Here is a 17,178-nt window from a genome sequence, read left to right as displayed (position 1 = left end):
GTCCCCTTCCAGCCCTTCTGGGCCAAGGGCGCAGGGAAATGTCCGCAAACCCGGCCCGGTGACCGAAACCCGCCCTTCTGCTTTCGGCCCATCTCGGTCATTTCCGATTTTTACGCCAGGTACTCAAAAAATCTCCAGAGAAGACGCAGTCAAAGTGACCGGCTCCCAAAGGGCCGCGCCCTTTGGCGGGTGCGGGCGGAGCCCGCGTGATCGGCGAAGCCGTCATCCCGGAACAACCGGTTGGCAGCGGGACTGAAAGATCCTTCGCGGCGCTCAGGATGACATTGGGGGCGGTGATCGTCCCTACTTCCCCGCCTTCTCGATCTTGCGCCACTTGGCCACGTTGGAATTATGCTCGTCCAGCGTGCGGGCGAAGGCGTGGCCGCCGGTGCCGTCGGCGACAAAGTAAAGCTCGTCGCTTTTCGCCGGATGCAGCACGGCCTCCAGCGAGGCGCGGCCGGGGTTGGCGATGGGGGTCCTGGGCATTCCGTCGACGGTGTAGGTGTTCCAGGGGTGGCTGTTCTGCAGCTCGGCGCGGGTCAGCGGGTGGTCCAGCTCGCCCAGCCCGTCCGAGATTCCGTAGATCACCGTGGGGTCCGACTGCAGGCGCATGCCTCGGGCCAGACGGTTGTAGAACACGGCGGCGACGCGGGTGCGTTCGGCATCCACCGCCGTCTCGCGTTCGACCATGGAGGCGAGGATCAGCGCCTCGTCCTTGCTTTTCAGCGGCAATCCGGGGGCGCGCGCCACCCACAGCACGTCCAGGGTCTGGGCCATGGCCTTTTCCATGCGGGCGATCACCTCGTCGCGCGGCTCGTCGCGGGTCATGTGCCAGGTCTCGGGCAGCAGGCGGCCTTCCGCCGGCTTGCGGGTGACCGGACCGGAGAGGAACTCGGCCTCCCTCACCAGTCCCAGCACCTGCCGTACGGTCAGCCCCTCGGCCACGGTCAGCTTGTGGATCACCACCTTGCCCTCGGCGATGATGCGCATGGCCTCTTCCGGCGAGACATGGGCGGGAAAGGCGTATTCGCCGGCCTTCAGGGTGGCGCGGCGCAGCTTGACGCCGAGGGCGAAGACCAGCCGCGACGGGATCACCCCGGCGCCTTCCAGCGACTGGGCGATCAGCTCGGTGCCCGAGCCCTTGGGAATGATCACCGTCACCGGCTTGGGCGACGGCCCCGGCGCGGTGAAGCGGCGATGCCCCTCCCAGGCCAGCCCGCCAATGATCAGCCCGCCCAGCAGGGCGATTGCGGCGACGATCCTGATCCAGGGTTTCATTGCGCACCCTCCAGACAAGACAAAGGCCCCCGGATCAACGGGGGCCTTGCCTGAAACAATGTGACGGCCGCTCAGTAGCCGCGCAGCACCAGCGAAGCGTTGGTGCCGCCGAACCCAAACGAGTTGGACAGCGCCACCTTGATCTTGCGCTCCTTGGCCTTCAACGGCACCAGGTCGAGATCGCAGCCCTCGTCCGGATTATGCAGGTTGAGGGTCGGCGGCGCGACCTGATCGCGGATGGCCAGCAGGGAGTAGATGGCTTCCACCGCGCCAGCGGCGCCCAGCAGGTGGCCGATGGCCGACTTGGTGGACGACATGCTGATCTTGTAGGCGTGATCGCCGAACACCTGCTTGACCGCGCCGAGCTCGATGGTGTCGCCCATGGTGGCGGTGCCGTGGGCGTTGACGTAGTCGATGTCCTCGACCGGGATGCCGGCCCGCTTGATGGCGGCGCGCATGGCGCGCACGGCGCCGTTGCCGTCCTCGGCGGGAGCGGTGATGTGGTGGGCGTCGCCCGACATGCCGTAGCCGATCACCTCGCCATAGATCTTGGCGCCGCGCTTCTTGGCGTGCTCAAGCTCCTCCAGCACCACGACGCCGGCCCCCTCGCCCATGACGAAGCCGCCACGGTCGCGGTCCCAGGGGCGCGAGGCCTCGGTCGGGCGGTCGTTGTAGGTGGTGCAGAGCGCCTTGGCGGCGGCGAAGCCCGCTATCCCCAGGCGATGAATGGCGGCTTCGGTACCGCCGGCCACCATGACGTCGGCATCATCGAACTGAATGATGCGGGCGGCATCGCCGATGGCATGGGCACCGGTGGCGCAGGCGGTCACTACCGCGTGGTTCGGCCCCTTGAAGCCGTACTTGATCGACAGATGGCCCGAGACCAGGTTGATCAGAGCGGCGGGAATGAAGAAGGGGCTGATGCGGCGCGGACCGGATTTTTCCAGCGTCAGCGCGCCGTCGGCGATGTTGGGCAGACCACCGATGCCCGAACCGATCATCACGCCGGTACGTTCCAGCGATTCCGCATCGGAGGGAGTCCAGCCGGAATCCACGATCGCCTCGGTCGCGGCGGCCAGACCATAGACGATGAAATCGTCCATGCGGCGCCGGTCCTTGGCGGGAACGACGGCATCGAGATCAAGCTCGCCCGGATTGGTGCCGCGCGGAATGACACCGGCGATCTGGGCCGCGAGATCGGAAACATCGAAGGACTCGATACGGCGGATACCTGACTGGGCGGCGATCAGACGCTCCCAGTTGATATTGACACCGTTGCCGAGCGGAGTGGTCAGGCCGAGGCCGGTGACGACGACACGTCTCATGGAACCCTGGCTTTCGAAAGTGTCTGGGACAGATGAAGAGACGCCGGGCCCACCTTCGGCGGCCCGGCGCCCGGAATACCGATCAGGAATTCGCCGTGATGAAGTCGATGGCGTCCTTCACCGTGAGAATCTTCTCGGCGGCGTCATCGGGGATCTCGACGGAGAATTCTTCTTCGAAGGCCATCACCAGCTCGACGGTGTCGAGGCTGTCGGCGCCCAGGTCATCGATGAAGGAGGCGTTCTCGGTCACCTTGGCCTCTTCAACGCCCAGATGCTCGACGACGATCTTCTTAACCCGTTCGGCCACGTCACTCATTTGCGAATCCTCGAAAAGTCTCGTCTATGGGAAAACTGTTTAATGCGCCTGGCCGGCGCAGGCCCCGACAGGCGGAAAGTGCCCGTCTGTACCATACTTTTTTGGCCATTGCCAGCACCGCCGGCCTTATTTTTGCCACCTTTTAAATCGCCCTCAAACGGCGGGCGAGCCACCTCCGCGGCCCTTGCCTCCCGCGCCATAAAGGCACGCGGCCCTTTGGGCCCAACAATATCCCGATGAGTCCGGCTCATCGGGATATTGTTATTAAATCATCGCCATGCCGCCGTTGACGTGCAGGGTCTGGCCCGTCACGTAGGCGGCCTCGGCGCTGGCGAGATAGACCACGGCGGCGGCGATCTCGTCGGACGTGCCCATGCGTCCGGCGGGAATTCCGGCGTTCAGCTTGGCCTTCTGCTCGTCCGACAGCACGTCGGTCATGGCCGAAGCGATGAAGCCCGGCGCCACGCAGTTCACGGTGATGTTGCGGCTGGCCACTTCCTGGGCCAGGGCCTTGCTCATGCCGATCATGCCGGCCTTGGAGGCGGCGTAGTTGACCTGCCCCGGATTGCCGGTGACCCCGACGATGGAGGTGATGTTGATGATGCGGCCCCAGCGGCGCTTCATCTGGCCCTTGACGGCGGCGCGCGACAGGCGGAAGGCGGCGGTCAGGTTGACGTCCAGCACCGTCTGCCAGTCCTCGTCCTTCATGCGCAGCACCAGGGTGTCCTTGGTCAGGCCGGCATTGTTGACCAGGATGTCGATGGAGCCCATGGCCGCCTCGGCATCCTTGGCCAACTGCTCGACGGCCGCCGCGTCCGCCAGGTTGGCGGGCAGGACGTGGACGCGCCCGCCCAGCTCGGCGGCCAGGGCGTCCAGCGCCTCGCGCCTTGTGCCGTGCAGGCCGACGACGGCGCCACGGGCGTGCAGGGCCTTGGCGATGGCGCCGCCGATGCCGCCGGAAGCGCCGGTCACCAGGGCGGTCTTGCCGGAAAGATCGAACATGGGTTCTCTCCCTAATCATCAGCCTCGCCTTCGACCCGACGAGCCGAAGGCGAGGAGTTGCGGCCAAGGGCCGGCGCGCCTGATGGCGCGAGAGCCAAGCGCGCGGAGGCGCGCGCCCGGCGGCTGAGGGGTAATCTAAAGAGTCTTCAAAAAGGCTTCGATGTCGGCGGGGGTGCCCACCGAGGAGCCCGACAGCTCCTTGTCGATACGCTTGGCCAGTCCGCCCAGCACCTTGCCGGCCCCCAGCTCGACCAGCGCGGTGACGCCCTCGGCCTTCATGAACAGCACACTTTCGCGCCAGCGCACCGTGCCGGTCACCTGACGGACCAGCAGGTCGCGGATGGCGGCGGGATCGGTGACGCGGGCGGCGGTGACGTTGGCCACCAGGGGAACGCCGGGCGCCTTCATCTCCACCTTGGCCAGGGCCTCTTGCATGGCATCGGCGGCGGGCTGCATCAGGGCGCAATGGAACGGGGCGGACACCGGCAGGGGAATGGCCCGCTTGATGCCTTTCTCGGCGGCGATCCTGATGGCGCGGTCGACGGCGCCCTTATGGCCGGACAGCACCACCTGGGAGCCGCCGTTGTCGTTGGCGGCCTCGCAGACCTCGCCCTCGGCGGCCAGGGCGGCGATCTCGCGGGCCTGCTCCAGCTCCGAGCCCAGCAGGGCGGCCATGGCGCCCACGCCCACCGGCACCGCCTTCTGCATGGCCTGGCCGCGGATCTTCAGCAGACGCGCCGTATCGGCCACGGTGAAGGTGCCGGCGGCGGCCAGGGCGGAATACTCGCCCAGGCTGTGGCCGGCGACGAAGGCGGCGGCCCGGGCGAGGTCGAGCTTGCCCTCGGTCTCCAGTACGCGGACCACCGCCATGGACATGGCCATCAGGGCGGGCTGGGCGTTCTCGGTCAGGGTCAGCTGGTCTTCCGGCCCTTCGAACATCAGGGCGGAGAGCTTCTGCGACAGGGCGTCGTCCACTTCCTGGAACAGCTGGCGGGCCACCGGAAAGGCCTCGGCCAGTTCGCGGCCCATGCCGACGGCCTGGGACCCCTGGCCGGGAAAGACGAACGCACGGGTCATGGCGGAACTCCCCTGAAAACGGATATGGTGGGCGAGAAGAAAGGCGAGACGCCGCCGCCTGTCAAGCGATCCTTGCCCACGCCCCACATCCGCTTGCATCCCGAATCGTTTTGTGTATAGTGCGCCCCTTCCAACCCTTGCCGGCATCCCGAAAGGGGGTGTCGGCTATGCCTGTTCGTCCATTGGGGACGATATGGGAAGAGAAAAGCCGTAAGGGGTTTTCGAATGTCGTTGTACGAATGCGTGTTCATCGCGCGCCAGGATATTTCCGCCCCGCAGGTGGAAGCCCTGACCGAAGAACTCTCCAACATCATCATCCAGGGCGGCGGCTCGGTCTCCAAGAAGGAGTACTGGGGTCTGCGCAACATCGCCTACCGGGTGAAGAAGAACCGCAAGGGCCACTACGTCCTGATCAACATCGATGCGCCGTCCGCCGCCGTCAAGGAGATGGAGCGCCAGATGTCGATCAACGAGGACGTGCTGCGCACGCTCACCATCCGCGTCGAGGAGCTCGAAGAGGGCCCGTCGGCTATGATGCAGTCCAAGTCCCGCGACGACCGTCCCCGCCGTGGCGAGGGCGACGACCGTCCCCGCCGCGACGACCGCGAGGATCGTCCGCGCCGTGACCGTGAACCCCGCCGTATGGAAGGAGGCGAATAATGACCGAGGTCAAGACCGAGCGTCCCCGCCCCGCCGCCGCCGGCGGAGCCACCCGTCGTCCGTTCTTCCGCCGCCGCAAGACCTGCCCGTTCTCGGGCGAGGGCGCGCCGAAGATCGACTACAAGGACATCAAGCTGCTGTCGCGGTTCATCTCCGAGCGCGGCAAGATCGTCCGCTCTCGCATCACCGCGGTGTCGGCCAAGAAGCAGCGTGAACTGGCCCAGGCCATCAAGCGCGCCCGCTTCCTGGGGCTGCTGCCCTACGTGGTGAAGTGAGATTAGGTTCGGCCAGGTCGCCGTGACCGGGTCGATTGGCGTTCCGCTGGCGGCAGGACTGGTTTCTTCACTCCTGTTCCTGTCGCTGGCAAAAGGCTTTGCCGCCGGAATGCTGCTGTCCTACCTGGCACCCCTGCCTCTGATGATGGTGGGGCTGTTCCGGGGAAACGGGACGGCAGCGGTGGCGGGTCTGGCCGCGACGGCCGCCGTGGCGCTGGTGGCGGGTGGGTTCGCCCCCCTGCCCTTCGCCGTGGTGGCCGTGCTGCCGAGCCTGGTGGTGGTCCGTCAGGCGTTGTTGTGGCGTGAGAACGCCGACGGCAGCGTCGAATGGTATCCGCCGGGCCTGGTGCTGGGCTGGCTGACCGGAACCGGGCTGGCGCTGATCCTGATCGGCGCGATCCTGGTGCCGGACCGACCGGACGGCGTGGAGAACGGGGGGCTGCAAGCCTGGGTGGCCGATACCATCGGACGCACCCTGGAAATGGTGGCTCCCGGCCTGACCGTCGAGCAGCGCAAGGCTGCCTCGGACTGGTGGGTTCCGTTCTTCCCGGCCATGGTCGCCAGTTCATGGTTGGTGATGGCGGTGGTCAACGCCGTGGCGGCCCAGGGTTTCCTGGTCCGTCTCGGCCGCAACCGGCGGCCCACTCCGTCCTATCGGGGGCTCGAGCTTCCGCTGTGGCTGGGGGTGGTGCTGGCAACCGCGGCGGCAACCGGGGCGATGGCCGAGGGCGACCTCGGCTATGTGGCCCGCAACGCGGTAGTGGTGACGCTGATACCGTTCGCCCTTCTGGGGCTTGCGACGGTGCACGGATGGGCCGCTGGCCGGCCTAACGCGAGGGTGTTCCTCGTGGTGTTGTACGGAGGTCTGTTCCTGGCCTCGGCTTGGGCGTTCGTTCCCGTGGCCGGCCTGGGACTGGTGAGGTTCATGACGAGATTCCGCCGCGCCGAATCAAGCGGCGGCGGCAAGGAGGAATAAGATGGAAGTCATCCTGCTCGAGAGGATCGAGAAGCTGGGCCAGATGGGCGACGTGGTCAACGTCAAGCCCGGCTTCGCCCGCAATTTTCTGCTGCCCCAGAAGAAGGCGCTGCGCGCCTCCAAGGACAATCTGGCCTTCTTCGAGAAGCAGCGCGTCCAGCTCGAGGCCCTGAACCTCAAGCGCCGTGACGAGGCCCAGGCGGTCGCCGACAAGATGGCCGGCCTGTCCGTGCTGATGGTCCGCCAGGCGGGCGAGAGCGGCCAGCTCTACGGCTCGGTGTCCGGCAAGGACGTGGCCGACGCGGTGAAGGCCGCCGGCTACACCATCGAGCGCCGGATGGTCAACCTGGACCAGCCGATCAAGACCCTGGGCTCCTACGGCGTGCGCATCTCGCTGCATCCGGAAGTGCCGGTGACGGTGACCATCAACGTCGCCCGCTCCGCCGAGGAGGCCGAGCGTGCCGCCGCCGCCGCCGCCGCCGCCACCCAGGCCGAGGAAGCCGAGGCTCCGGCCGAGGAGGAAGCCCCGGCCGAGGACGTCGCCGAGGAAGCCGCCGAGGCCTGAGCCTCGTCTGTTTTTGGGAACCGGCGGTCGGACTTTCGGGTCCGGCCGCCGTTTTCTTTTCCCCGTTATCCACCTTATCCACAGGCGGATAAGCCCGCGCACGCTCGGCGCATCTGCTAACATGCCCGGGTGATGACCTCCATGCCCCCAGACCATCCCGCCGCCCCCGCCGAGGGAATCGGCTTCCGCGTGCCCCCTCACAATTACGAGGCGGAGCAGGCCCTGCTGGGCGCCATCCTGCTGTCCAACCGCGCCTTCGAGCGCGTCTCGGAATTCCTCAAGCCCGAGCATTTCGCCGACCCGGTGCACGGCCGCATCTTCGCCACCTGCGGCAAGCTGATCGAGCGCGGCCAGATGGCCAATCCGGTGACGCTGAAGACCTATTTCGAGAATGACGGCGGCCTGGCGGAGATCGGCGGCACCAATTATCTCGCCCAGTTGGCCAACGCGGTGGTCTCGGTGATCAACGCCGAGGATTACGGCAAGCTGGTCTTCGACCTGCATCTGCGCCGCTCGCTGATCGGCATGGGCGAGGACATGGTCAACGACGCCTTCGCCGCCGACCTGGACGTTCCGGCCATGGACCAGATCGGCAAGGCCGAGGCCAAGCTCTACGACCTGGCCACCACCGGCCAGACCGAGGGCGGCTTCGAGGATTTCCGCACCGTCCTGATCAGTGCCATCGCCAATGCCGAGGCCGCCCACAAGCGCCAGGGCAAGCTGTCGGGCGTGCCCACCGGCCTGATCGACATGGACGCCAAGCTGGGCGGCCTGCACCAGTCCGACCTGATCATCCTGGCCGGCCGCCCCTCCATGGGCAAGACCGCGCTGGCCACCAACATCGCCTTCAACGCCGCCTATGCCTATAAGGAAGAGGTGGACACCCTGGGACGCAAGAAATGCGTCGATGGCGCCATCACCGCCTTCTTCTCCCTGGAAATGTCGTCGGAGCAGTTGGCGGCCCGTATCCTGGCCGAGCAGGCCGAGATCAACAGCCACAAGATCCGCCAGGGCGAGATGTCCAACGAGGAGTTCGAGAATCTGGTGGTTGCCTCCCAGAATCTCCACCGCCTGCCGCTGTTCATCGACGACACGCCGGCGCTCTCCATCTCGGCGGTGCGCACCCGCGCCCGCCGGCTGCAGCGCCAGCACGGCCTGGGCCTGATCGTCATCGACTATCTGCAGCTGCTGCGCGGTTCGTCCTCCCATTCCGAGAACCGCGTACAGGAAGTCTCGGAGATCACCCGCGGCCTCAAGGCGCTGGCCAAGGAACTGTCGGTGCCGGTCATCGCCCTGTCCCAGCTGTCGCGCGCCGTCGAGCAGCGCGAGGATAAGCGGCCCCAACTGGCCGACCTGCGCGAATCCGGCTCCATCGAGCAGGACGCCGACGTGGTGATGTTCGTGTTCCGCGAACAGTACTACCTGGAACGCGCCGAGCCAGGCCAGCGGCCCGAGGAAAACGCGGACAAGTTTCATGAGCGCTATGCCAAATGGCAGGAACGCTGCAATGAGGTTTACAATACCGCCGAGGTGATCATCGCCAAGCAGCGTCACGGCCCGGTGGGTACAGTGCGCCTCGCCTTCCGTGGTGAATACACCAAATTCGGCAATCTGGCGGCTAGCGATCATTACGAGGAACCGCCAGGGTACTGATAGAACTCTCCACCATGGCCGCAAGATATAGTTCGCCGATGCATGAATTCCCGCTTTCGCGGGAATGACGGAAGAGAAAGTGGAGTTTTCCGCAGCCTGCCAAATCTCCGCTTCACCCTGCGCATGCCCCGAATAACGACGTGAATTGAACCTGGACGGACCATGACCGATCTCTCCCGCGCCACCGCCCTGCTCACCATCGACGTGGGCGCCGTCGTCGCCAACTGGAAGCGGCTGTCCGCCCTGGTGGCCCCCGCCGAGGCCGCCGCCGTGGTCAAGGCCGATTGCTACGGCCTCGGCATGGCGCACATCGCGCCGGCCCTGTTCGCCGCCGGCTGCCGCTCGTTCTTCGTCGCCTGCGTCGAAGAGGGCATCGCGCTGCGCCGTTGCGTCCCCGGCGCGATGATCCATGTGCTGAACGGGCCGCTGGGCGGCGACGAGGCCGAGTTCGCCGCCCACGGGCTGATTCCGGTGCTGAACTCCCTGGCCCAGATCACCGGTTGGTCCTCCTTCGCCAAGAAGGGCAGCGGGGCTCCCGCCGTCGCCGTCCACATCGATACCGGCATGAACCGCCTGGGCCTGTCGGAACCGGAACTGGAGCGTCTGGCCGCCAAGCCGGAAATCCTCGCCGCCATGCGCCCCATCCTGGTGATGAGCCACTTGGCCTGCGCCGACGACAGCGATTCGCCCTTGAACGCCCGGCAGCTGACCACCCTGCGCCGCCTGGCCTCGCACCTGCCGGCCCTGCCCCAGTCCATCGCCGCCTCGTCCGGTATCTTCCTGGGGCGCGGTTTTCACCTGGGGCTGGTCCGCCCCGGCGCGGCGCTGTATGGGCTGAACCCCATGCCCGGCCGCCCCAATCCCATGAGCCAAGTGATTAAACTGCAAGGAAAAATCGTCCAGGTCCGTGACGTTGACAGCCCCATGACCGTTGGCTATGGTGCCACCCACCGCGTCGAGGGGAAGCGCAAGCTGGCGATCGTGGCGGTCGGCTATGCCGACGGCTGGTTCCGGTCCCTCTCCAATCGCGGGCATGGCATGATCGGGGGAATGAAGGTGCCGGTGGTCGGGCGGGTTTCCATGGATTTGACCACCTTCGACGTCACCGACGTCCCGGTGGAGCACGCCCATCCCGGCGGGCTGATCGAACTGATCGGCCCCGGCCACGGTCCCGACCATGTGGCGGAAGAGGCTGATACCATCGGCTACGAAATCCTCACCGCCCTGGGACGCCGCCATCACCGCCGCTGGACCGGCGCCGAGGGCGCCGCGTCATGATCACGCTCCTGGCGACCATCGGTCGGGTGTTCCTGGGGTTCCTGGCCCATGTGGGACGGTTGTCGGCGTTCACCGCCATGGCGGTGTCGCACACAATCCGCCCGCCCTTCTATCCCCGGCTGATCCTGCGCGAGTTCATCGAAATCGGCTATTTCTCGCTGCCCGTGGTCGGCCTGACCGCCGTTTTCACCGGTATGGTGCTGGCGCTGCAATCCTATTCCGGCTTCTCGCGCTTCGCCGCCGAGGGGGCCGTGGCCACCGTGGTGGTGCTGTCGGTGACCCGCGAACTGGCTCCGGTGCTGGCCGGGCTGATGGTGGCGGGGCGCATCGGCGCCTCCATGGCCGCCGAGATCGGCACCATGCGCGTTACCGAGCAGATCGACGCCCTGACCACGCTGTCGACCAATCCCTTCAAGTACCTGGTGGCGCCGCGCATCCTGGCCGGCACCCTGATGCTGCCCTTCCTGGTGCTGATCGCCGACATCATCGGCGTGTTCGGCGGCTATATTGTCGGCGTCTACAAGCTGGGCTTCAACTCGGCCACCTACATCGCCCGCACCTGGGAATTCCTCGAGCCGCTGGACGTCATCTCGGGCCTGACCAAGGCGGCGGTGTTCGGTTTCCTGATCACCCTGATGGGCTGCTACAACGGCTATTACTCCAAGGGCGGCGCCCAGGGCGTCGGCGCGGCCACCACCAATGCGGTGGTGTCGGCGGCCATCATGATCCTGGTGTTCAACTACCTCATCACCGCCATGTTCTTCGGGAAGTGACCATGACCGCCGTGCCGAAGATCGAACTCAAGGGCGTGCACAAGGCCTTCGGCCCCAAGGTGGTGCTGGACGGCATCGACCTGTCGGTGGCCAGGGGCGAATCGGTGGTGGTGATCGGCGGTTCGGGCACCGGCAAGTCGGTGATGCTGAAGAGCATCCTGGGCCTGCTGCGCCCCGAAAGCGGCTCCATCCGCATCGACGGCGAGGAAGTGGTCGGCATGGGAGCCAAGGACCGCGACCGGATCATGAAGAAGTTCGGCATGCTGTTCCAGGGCGGCGCCCTGTTCGACTCGCTGAAGGTGTGGGAGAACGTCGCCTTCGGCCTGATCCAGGGCCAGAGGATGGAGCGGGCCAAGGCCCGCGACATCGCCATCGAGAAGCTGGCCCAGGTCGGCTTGGCCGCCTCCACCGGCGATCTGTTCCCGTCGGAACTGTCGGGCGGCATGCAAAAGCGCGTGTCGCTGGCGCGTGCCATCGCCACCAACCCGGAAATCATCTTCTTCGACGAGCCGACCACCGGCCTGGACCCCATCATGGCCGACGTGATCAACGACCTGATCGTCAAGTGCTGCAAGGAAGTGGGCGCCACGGCGCTGTCCATCACCCACGATATGGCCTCGGCCCGCAAGATCTCCGACCGCATCGCCATGCTCTACAAGGGCAAGCTGATCTGGGTCGGCCCGGCCAAGGACATCGACCATTCCGGCAACGAATACGTGGACCAGTTCATCCACGGCCGGGCGGTGGGGCCGATCACCATGGAATTGCGGGCTTAAGAAGGAGCGAAGGGACTCGTCCCTTCGCGCATCCCTGGTCCTTTTTCCCTCTCCCCCCACCTGTCACCCTGAGCATCGCGAAGGGCCTTTCAGCCGCCGTCGCTATAAACGACAGCCTCTTGCCCAAGCCTCCTCCAACCCGTAAAAATTGCCGGAGCATAGAGGGGAATGGAATGGCGAATGAAGAAGATGTGAGGCGGCTCATCGAGAGTGAGAGTGCCAGGAACGCATGGCGTAAGAAAAATAACAGTAACCCATAGGTTACCATGATTGACGTCGTCGAATATCTGGACGAAGATGGGTACAACCCCTTCGGCCGATGGTTCGACCACCTCGACGCCCGGACGGCGGCCAAGGTGGCGGTAGTCCGCGTCAAACTGGCGGCCGGGCATTTGGGCAACGTCAAGCCGGTGGGCGAAGGTGTTTCCGAGTACCGCATCGATTTCGGCCCCGGCTACCGGGTCTATTTCGGCCAGGACGGCAAGCGGTTGATCCTGTTGCTGCTGGGCGGCGACAAGACGACACAGCCAGGCGACATCGCCAAGGCCAAGGTGCTTTGGGAGGACTACAAACGACGCAAGAAGGCGACATGAGGATGGCCCTGACCCGCGACTTCAAGGACACCGTCAAGGCCCGCGCCGAACGGGACCCGGAGTTCCGCAAGGCCCTGGTGGCCGAGGCGCAGGAATGCCTGCTCAACAACGACTTCGCCACGGCCAAGGCCATCCTGCGCGACTATATCAACGCCACCATCGGCTTCGAGGGACTGGCCCAGGCGGTGGGAACGCCGTCCAAGAGCCTGATCCGCATGCTGGGGCCGCGCGGCAATCCCCAGGCCAAGAGCATCCTGCCGGTGATCGCCTTCATCCGGCAGCGGGAACACATGACCGGTGGCCCGGTCTGATCCCATGGCCAAATCCCCCTCTTCCCAATTCGTCTGCCAGGATTGCGGCGCCGTCACCCGCAAGTGGGCGGGCAAGTGCGAAGCCTGCGGCGCCTGGAACTCCATCACCGAGGAAGCGGCGCGCGAGGAAGTCCCCAAGGGCCTGACGGCGGGCAAGGGCAAGCGCATCGAGTTCGTGGGCCTCGAGGGCTCCGCCGCACCGCTGTCGCGCTGGCAGACCGGCATCGGCGAGCTGGATCGGGTGGCGGGCGGCGGACTGGTGCCCGGCTCCTGCCTGCTGGTGGGCGGCGACCCCGGCATCGGCAAGTCCACCCTTTTGCTCCAGGCCACGGCACGGCTGTCGTCCCAGGTCTCGGTCGCCTATATCTCGGGCGAGGAGGCGGTGGATCAGGTGCGTATGCGCGCCGCCCGCCTGGGCTATGCCAAGGCCAAGGTGGCGCTGGCCTCGGCCGGCAGCTTGCGCGACATCCTGGCGTCCCTCGACGGTCCCGACGCCCCCCAGGTGGTGGTGATCGATTCCATCCAGACCGTCTACGCCGACAACATCGAATCGGCGCCCGGCACGGTCAGCCAGGTGCGCGCCTGCGCCGCCGAGCTGATCCGGTTGGCCAAGCGGCGCGGCTTCGTGCTGTTCCTGGTCGGCCACGTCACCAAGGAGGGCACCATCGCCGGCCCCCGGGTGCTGGAGCACATGGTCGACACCGTCCTTTATTTCGAGGGCGACCGCGGCCACCAGTTCCGCATCCTGCGCGCCGTCAAGAACCGCTTCGGCGCCACCGACGAGATCGGGGTGTTCGAGATGACCGAGGGTGGGCTGGCCGAGGTCGCCAATCCCTCCGCCTTGTTCCTGGCCGAGCGGCGCGGCAACGTCTCGGGCTCCTGCGTCTTCGCCGGCATGGAGGGGACACGGCCCATGCTGGTGGAAATCCAGGCCCTGGTGGCGCCCAGCTCGCTGTCTTCGCCCAGGCGCGCCGTGGTCGGCTGGGATACCAACCGGCTGTCCATGGTCCTGGCGGTGCTCGATGCCCGCTGTGGGCTTGCTTTGTCGGGCAATGACGTTTATTTGAACGTCGCCGGAGGATTGCGGATCGCCGAGCCGGCCGCCGACCTTGCCGTCGCCGCGGCCCTGGTGTCGTCCGCGTCCGACGTGCCCGTCCCCGCCGACATGGTCGTATTCGGCGAGATCGGGCTGTCCGGCGAGGTCCGGGCGGTGGCCCAGGCCGACACCCGCCTGAAGGAAGCCGCCAAGCTCGGCTTCGCCCAGGCGCTGGTGCCGGCCCGGCCGCGCAAGGACAAGGGCGGAGCGGCCGCCGGGGCATCGCCCCTGGCCATCCGCTCCATCGGCCATTTGCAGGACGTGCTGGGACTGTTCCGGCACGAGTGACCACCCTAAACTGGACGAGGCAATGGGGAACCTCAACATCACCGCCGTTGACGTTGTGGTCGCCGTGGTGCTGCTCGGCTCGGCGGGATTCGCCTTCCTGCGCGGCTTCGTCCAGGAGGTGCTGTCTATCATCTCGTGGGTGGGGGCCGTGTTCGCCGCCCTCTACGGCTTTCCCCACGTTCAGCCGTTCTTCCGTTCCCAGATCGGCACCGCCCTGGTGGCCGACATCGCTGCCGGCGCCGCCCTGTTCCTGGTCACCCTGCTGGTCCTGTCGCTCCTGACCAAGCGGGTGTCGGACAGCGTGAGGAAGAGCGCGCTGAACTCGGTGGATTCCTCGCTGGGCTTCGTCTTCGGGCTGGCGCGCGGCGCCGTGCTGCTGTCGCTGACCTACATGTCGGCGGCCTGGCTGTTCGACAGCCCCGAGCAGCAGCCCGACTGGCTGGCCCACAGCCGCTCGCGCCCGTGGCTGATGCGCGGCGCCGACATACTGCAGGGCATGGCGCCCGAGGGCCTGGGCAAGGCGGAAGGCAAGGCCCGGCAAACCTCGGCCGAGGCCCGCCAGCTGATGGAAGCGGAAAAGACCTTCCAGAAATTCATTTCGCCGCAACCGGCCTCGCAATCCGCCCGCCCGTCCCCCGACGGCAAGGGCAAGGCGGACGCCAGGACCGGCGGCAAACCCGATCCGGGCTACGACAGCGAAAGCCGTACCCAGATGGAGCGGTTGATCCGCAGCAACCAGTAGGACCGAGCCCCCATGCTGACCACCCACCCCTTCGACGACGATCATCTCCGCGAGGAATGCGGCGTGTTCGGCATTTTCGGCCATCCCGAGGCCGCCGCCCATGTGGCGCTGGGGCTGCACGCCCTGCAGCACCGCGGCCAGGAGGCGGCGGGCATCGTCGCCTTCGACGGCGATTCGTTCCACAACCATCGCGGCCTCGGCCATGTGGAGGATAATTTCGGCAACGAATCGGTCATCCGCAAGCTGAAGGGCTCCATGGCGGTCGGCCATGTCCGCTATTCCACCACCGGCGAGACCCTGCTCAGGAACGTGCAGCCGCTGTTCGCCGAGATGGAGTTCGGCGGGCTGGCGCTGGGCCACAACGGCAACCTGACCAACGCCATGGCGCTCCGCCGCCAGTTGGTGCGGCGCGGCTGCCTGTTCCAGTCCACCACCGATACCGAGGTGATCATCCACCTGATCGCCATCAGCCTGTACTCCACGGTGGAAGACCGCCTGATCGACGCGCTGCGCCAGATCGAGGGGGCCTATTCCCTGGTGGCCGCCACCACCGACGCGGTGTTCGGGGTGCGCGACCCGCTGGGTATCCGCCCGCTTTGCCTGGGCCGCCTGGACAAGGCGTGGATTCTGGCCTCAGAATCCTGCGCGCTGGACATCATCGGTGCCGAGTTCGTCCGCGACGTGGAGCCGGGCGAGATCGTCGTGCTGACCAATGACGGCATCCGCTCGGTCAAGCCCTTCATCAAGCGGGCGTCCCGCTTCTGCATCTTCGAATACATCTACTTCGCCCGCCCCGATTCGGTGGTGGAAGGCACCAGCGTCTACGAGGCCAGGAAGCGCATCGGCTCGGAACTGGCCCGCGAAAGCCGGGTCGATGCCGACGTGGTGGTGCCGGTGCCCGATTCCGGCGTCCCCGCCGCCATCGGCTTCGCCGCCGCCGCCAACATCCCGTTCGAGCTGGGCATCATCCGCAACCACTATGTGGGCCGCACCTTCATCCAGCCCACCGACAGCGTGCGCCATACCGGCGTCAAGATGAAGCACAACGCCAACCGCGCCACCCTGGCCGGTAAGCGCGTCATCCTGGTCGATGATTCCATCGTGCGCGGCACCACCAGCCGCAAGATCGTCGAGATGGTGCGCCAGGCCGGCGCCACCGAGGTGCACATGCGCATCTCCAGCCCGCCGACCACCCATTCCTGCTATTTCGGCATCGACACGCCGGAGCGCGAGAAGCTGCTGGCCGCCCGCTACGACGTGGAGGGCATGGCCAAGCTGATCGGCGTGGATTCGCTGGCCTTCATCTCCATCGACGGCCTCTATCGGGCGGTGGGCGAGCCGGGCCGCAACGGGGCCGAGCCGCAATTCTGCGACGCCTGCTTCACCGGCGACTATCCCGTCGAACCCACCGACTACAACGGCGCCAAGTCCGACACCAAGCAGTTGTCCCTGCTGACCGAGGACTCGCACTGATGGGCGGAGTGCTGGAGGGATGCGTGGCGCTGGTCACCGGTGCCTCGCGCGGGATCGGCGCGGCGGTGGTCCGGCGCTTCGCCGCCGAAGGGGCCGAGATCGTCGCCGTCGCCCGCACGCAAGGGGCGCTGGAGGAACTGGACGACGACATCCGGGCGGCGGGCGGCAAGCCCCTGGTCCTGGTGCCGGAAGACCTGTGCAAGCCCGGCCTGATCGAGCAGGTGGCGGCCGCCATCTTCCAGCGCTTCGGCCGGCTCGACATCCTGGTGGGCAATGCCGGAGCCATCGGCGGCGGCCTCACCCCCGTCGCCCAGCACGCCCCCGACGATTGGGATGAAGCCTTCGCCGTCAACGTCACCGCCAACTGGCGGCTGATCCGCGCCTGCGACCCCCTGCTGCGCATGGCGCCGGCCGGGCGGGCGGTGTTCACCACCTCGGCCGCCGCCGGGGCCGCCGAGCCGTTCTGGGGCGCCTATGCCGCCTCCAAGGCGGCGCTGGAGGCCATGGTCCGCGCCTGGGCCGCCGAGATTGCCAACGTCACGGCGGTGAAGGCCAACCTGCTGGACCCCGGCGTGGTCGCCACCCGGCTGCGCAGCATCGCCTTCCCCGGCGAGAACCAGTCAAAACTGGCCCAGCCCGACGACGTGGCCGGCGCTTTCCTCGACCTTTGCCTGCCCGGCTGCCCCCACCAGGGCGAGGTCATCAGGATTAATCCGTAAGG

19 protein-coding genes are annotated in these 17,178 nt (G+C 66.8%); 14 read left to right on the top strand and 5 right to left on the bottom strand.

The genetic code is table 11. The annotated features are described in order from the left end of the window. Nucleotides 1-303: 303 nt before the first annotated feature. From mltG to fabD, 5 genes are all read right to left on the bottom strand, one after another. Entirely contained in the window at nt 304-1,278 is a 975-nt protein-coding gene (gene mltG, locus H261_RS06880) for an endolytic transglycosylase MltG (protein WP_008615766.1), read from the bottom strand. Between the two features lie 71 nt (nt 1,279-1,349). Further along, nucleotides 1,350-2,603, bottom strand: coding sequence for a beta-ketoacyl-ACP synthase II (gene fabF / locus H261_RS06875; protein WP_008615765.1), 1,254 nt, complete (start codon nt 2,601-2,603; stop codon nt 1,350-1,352). 82 nt (nt 2,604-2,685) lie between these two features. Then, nucleotides 2,686-2,919, bottom strand: a complete 234-nt coding sequence (locus tag H261_RS06870; protein ID WP_008615764.1) for an acyl carrier protein — start codon at nt 2,917-2,919, stop codon at nt 2,686-2,688. A 264-nt stretch (nt 2,920-3,183) separates the two neighbouring features. Continuing rightward, nucleotides 3,184-3,921: a 3-oxoacyl-[acyl-carrier-protein] reductase gene (gene fabG, locus H261_RS06865; RefSeq protein WP_008615762.1), complete on the bottom strand. Its 738-nt coding sequence runs from the start codon at nt 3,919-3,921 to the stop codon at nt 3,184-3,186. A 135-nt stretch (nt 3,922-4,056) separates the two neighbouring features. Beyond that, entirely contained in the window at nt 4,057-4,998 is a 942-nt protein-coding gene (fabD, locus tag H261_RS06860) for an ACP S-malonyltransferase (RefSeq protein ID WP_008615759.1), read from the bottom strand. Between the two features lie 225 nt (nt 4,999-5,223). Between fabD and rpsF the strand changes: the two genes are divergently transcribed. From rpsF to H261_RS06790, 14 genes are all read left to right on the top strand, one after another. Then, nucleotides 5,224-5,658, top strand: a complete 435-nt coding sequence (rpsF, locus tag H261_RS06855) for a 30S ribosomal protein S6 (protein ID WP_008615758.1) — start codon at nt 5,224-5,226, stop codon at nt 5,656-5,658. Further along, nucleotides 5,658-5,933, top strand: coding sequence for a 30S ribosomal protein S18 (gene rpsR / locus H261_RS06850; RefSeq protein WP_008615757.1), 276 nt, complete (start codon nt 5,658-5,660; stop codon nt 5,931-5,933). Before rpsF ends, rpsR begins: the two co-directional genes overlap by 1 nt. 22 nt (nt 5,934-5,955) lie before the next feature. Then, a complete protein-coding gene (locus H261_RS06845; RefSeq protein ID WP_040475862.1) occupies nt 5,956-6,909 on the top strand; it encodes a DUF2232 domain-containing protein in 954 nt (317 codons plus the stop codon). Between the two features lies 1 nt (nt 6,910). Then, a complete protein-coding gene (gene rplI, locus H261_RS06840) occupies nt 6,911-7,474 on the top strand; it encodes a 50S ribosomal protein L9 (RefSeq protein WP_008615755.1) in 564 nt (187 codons plus the stop codon). A 132-nt stretch (nt 7,475-7,606) separates the two neighbouring features. Then, nucleotides 7,607-9,127 carry a replicative DNA helicase gene (locus H261_RS06835; protein ID WP_008615754.1) on the top strand — a complete coding sequence of 507 codons (1,521 nt, stop codon included), beginning with the start codon at nt 7,607-7,609 and terminating at the stop codon, nt 9,125-9,127. Between the two features lie 162 nt (nt 9,128-9,289). Continuing rightward, nucleotides 9,290-10,405 (top strand): alanine racemase, encoded by a 1,116-nt coding sequence (alr, locus tag H261_RS06830; RefSeq protein WP_008615753.1) that lies wholly within the window; start codon nt 9,290-9,292, stop codon nt 10,403-10,405. Further along, nucleotides 10,402-11,178 (top strand): MlaE family ABC transporter permease, encoded by a 777-nt coding sequence (locus tag H261_RS06825; protein WP_008615752.1) that lies wholly within the window; start codon nt 10,402-10,404, stop codon nt 11,176-11,178. The genes alr and H261_RS06825 overlap by 4 nt, the downstream gene beginning before the upstream one ends. Nucleotides 11,179-11,180: 2 nt before the next feature. Continuing rightward, nucleotides 11,181-11,954: an ABC transporter ATP-binding protein gene (locus H261_RS06820; RefSeq protein WP_008615751.1), complete on the top strand. Its 774-nt coding sequence runs from the start codon at nt 11,181-11,183 to the stop codon at nt 11,952-11,954. A 266-nt stretch (nt 11,955-12,220) separates the two neighbouring features. Further along, entirely contained in the window at nt 12,221-12,547 is a 327-nt protein-coding gene (locus tag H261_RS06815; RefSeq protein WP_008615750.1) for a type II toxin-antitoxin system RelE/ParE family toxin, read from the top strand. Then, nucleotides 12,544-12,858, top strand: coding sequence for a helix-turn-helix domain-containing transcriptional regulator (locus H261_RS06810; protein WP_235062882.1), 315 nt, complete (start codon nt 12,544-12,546; stop codon nt 12,856-12,858). The genes H261_RS06815 and H261_RS06810 overlap by 4 nt, the downstream gene beginning before the upstream one ends. A gap of 4 nt (nt 12,859-12,862) precedes the next feature. Further along, entirely contained in the window at nt 12,863-14,242 is a 1,380-nt protein-coding gene (radA, locus tag H261_RS06805; RefSeq protein WP_008615744.1) for a DNA repair protein RadA, read from the top strand. 22 nt (nt 14,243-14,264) lie between these two features. Next, the gene (locus H261_RS06800) at nt 14,265-14,984 is read left to right on the top strand and encodes a CvpA family protein (protein WP_008615742.1); all 720 of its coding nucleotides are present in this window, start codon (nt 14,265-14,267) and stop codon (nt 14,982-14,984) included. A gap of 12 nt (nt 14,985-14,996) precedes the next feature. After that, nucleotides 14,997-16,457 carry an amidophosphoribosyltransferase gene (purF, locus tag H261_RS06795; RefSeq protein WP_008615740.1) on the top strand — a complete coding sequence of 487 codons (1,461 nt, stop codon included), beginning with the start codon at nt 14,997-14,999 and terminating at the stop codon, nt 16,455-16,457. Then, complete coding sequence (locus tag H261_RS06790; protein WP_008615738.1) at nt 16,457-17,176, top strand: SDR family NAD(P)-dependent oxidoreductase; 720 nt, start codon at nt 16,457-16,459, stop codon at nt 17,174-17,176. The genes purF and H261_RS06790 overlap by 1 nt, the downstream gene beginning before the upstream one ends. Nucleotides 17,177-17,178 lie beyond the last annotated feature (2 nt).

This window comes from Paramagnetospirillum caucaseum (assembly GCF_000342045.1).
GTDB lineage: Bacteria > Pseudomonadota > Alphaproteobacteria > Rhodospirillales > Magnetospirillaceae > Phaeospirillum > Phaeospirillum caucaseum.
The sequence above is the reverse complement of the archived record's forward strand: the minus strand, read 5'-3'. Positions and strand labels throughout refer to the sequence as shown.

Bases quoted from the DNA above. Each gene is read 5' to 3' on its own strand.
- mltG (WP_008615766.1), bottom strand. From the start codon at position 1,278: ATGAAACCCTGGATCAGGATCGTCGCCGCAATCGCCCTGCTGGGCGGG.
- fabF (WP_008615765.1), bottom strand. From the start codon at position 2,603: ATGAGACGTGTCGTCGTCACCGGCCTCGGCCTGACCACTCCGCTCGGC.
- H261_RS06870 (WP_008615764.1), bottom strand. From the start codon at position 2,919: ATGAGTGACGTGGCCGAACGGGTTAAGAAGATCGTCGTCGAGCATCTG.
- fabG (WP_008615762.1), bottom strand. From the start codon at position 3,921: ATGTTCGATCTTTCCGGCAAGACCGCCCTGGTGACCGGCGCTTCCGGC.
- fabD (WP_008615759.1), bottom strand. From the start codon at position 4,998: ATGACCCGTGCGTTCGTCTTTCCCGGCCAGGGGTCCCAGGCCGTCGGC.
- rpsF (WP_008615758.1), top strand. From the start codon at position 5,224: ATGTCGTTGTACGAATGCGTGTTCATCGCGCGCCAGGATATTTCCGCC.
- rpsR (WP_008615757.1), top strand. From the start codon at position 5,658: ATGACCGAGGTCAAGACCGAGCGTCCCCGCCCCGCCGCCGCCGGCGGA.
- rplI (WP_008615755.1), top strand. From the start codon at position 6,911: ATGGAAGTCATCCTGCTCGAGAGGATCGAGAAGCTGGGCCAGATGGGC.
- H261_RS06835 (WP_008615754.1), top strand. From the start codon at position 7,607: ATGACCTCCATGCCCCCAGACCATCCCGCCGCCCCCGCCGAGGGAATC.
- alr (WP_008615753.1), top strand. From the start codon at position 9,290: ATGACCGATCTCTCCCGCGCCACCGCCCTGCTCACCATCGACGTGGGC.
- H261_RS06825 (WP_008615752.1), top strand. From the start codon at position 10,402: ATGATCACGCTCCTGGCGACCATCGGTCGGGTGTTCCTGGGGTTCCTG.
- H261_RS06820 (WP_008615751.1), top strand. From the start codon at position 11,181: ATGACCGCCGTGCCGAAGATCGAACTCAAGGGCGTGCACAAGGCCTTC.
- H261_RS06815 (WP_008615750.1), top strand. From the start codon at position 12,221: ATGATTGACGTCGTCGAATATCTGGACGAAGATGGGTACAACCCCTTC.
- H261_RS06810 (WP_235062882.1), top strand. From the start codon at position 12,544: ATGAGGATGGCCCTGACCCGCGACTTCAAGGACACCGTCAAGGCCCGC.
- radA (WP_008615744.1), top strand. From the start codon at position 12,863: ATGGCCAAATCCCCCTCTTCCCAATTCGTCTGCCAGGATTGCGGCGCC.
- H261_RS06800 (WP_008615742.1), top strand. From the start codon at position 14,265: ATGGGGAACCTCAACATCACCGCCGTTGACGTTGTGGTCGCCGTGGTG.
- purF (WP_008615740.1), top strand. From the start codon at position 14,997: ATGCTGACCACCCACCCCTTCGACGACGATCATCTCCGCGAGGAATGC.
- H261_RS06790 (WP_008615738.1), top strand. From the start codon at position 16,457: ATGGGCGGAGTGCTGGAGGGATGCGTGGCGCTGGTCACCGGTGCCTCG.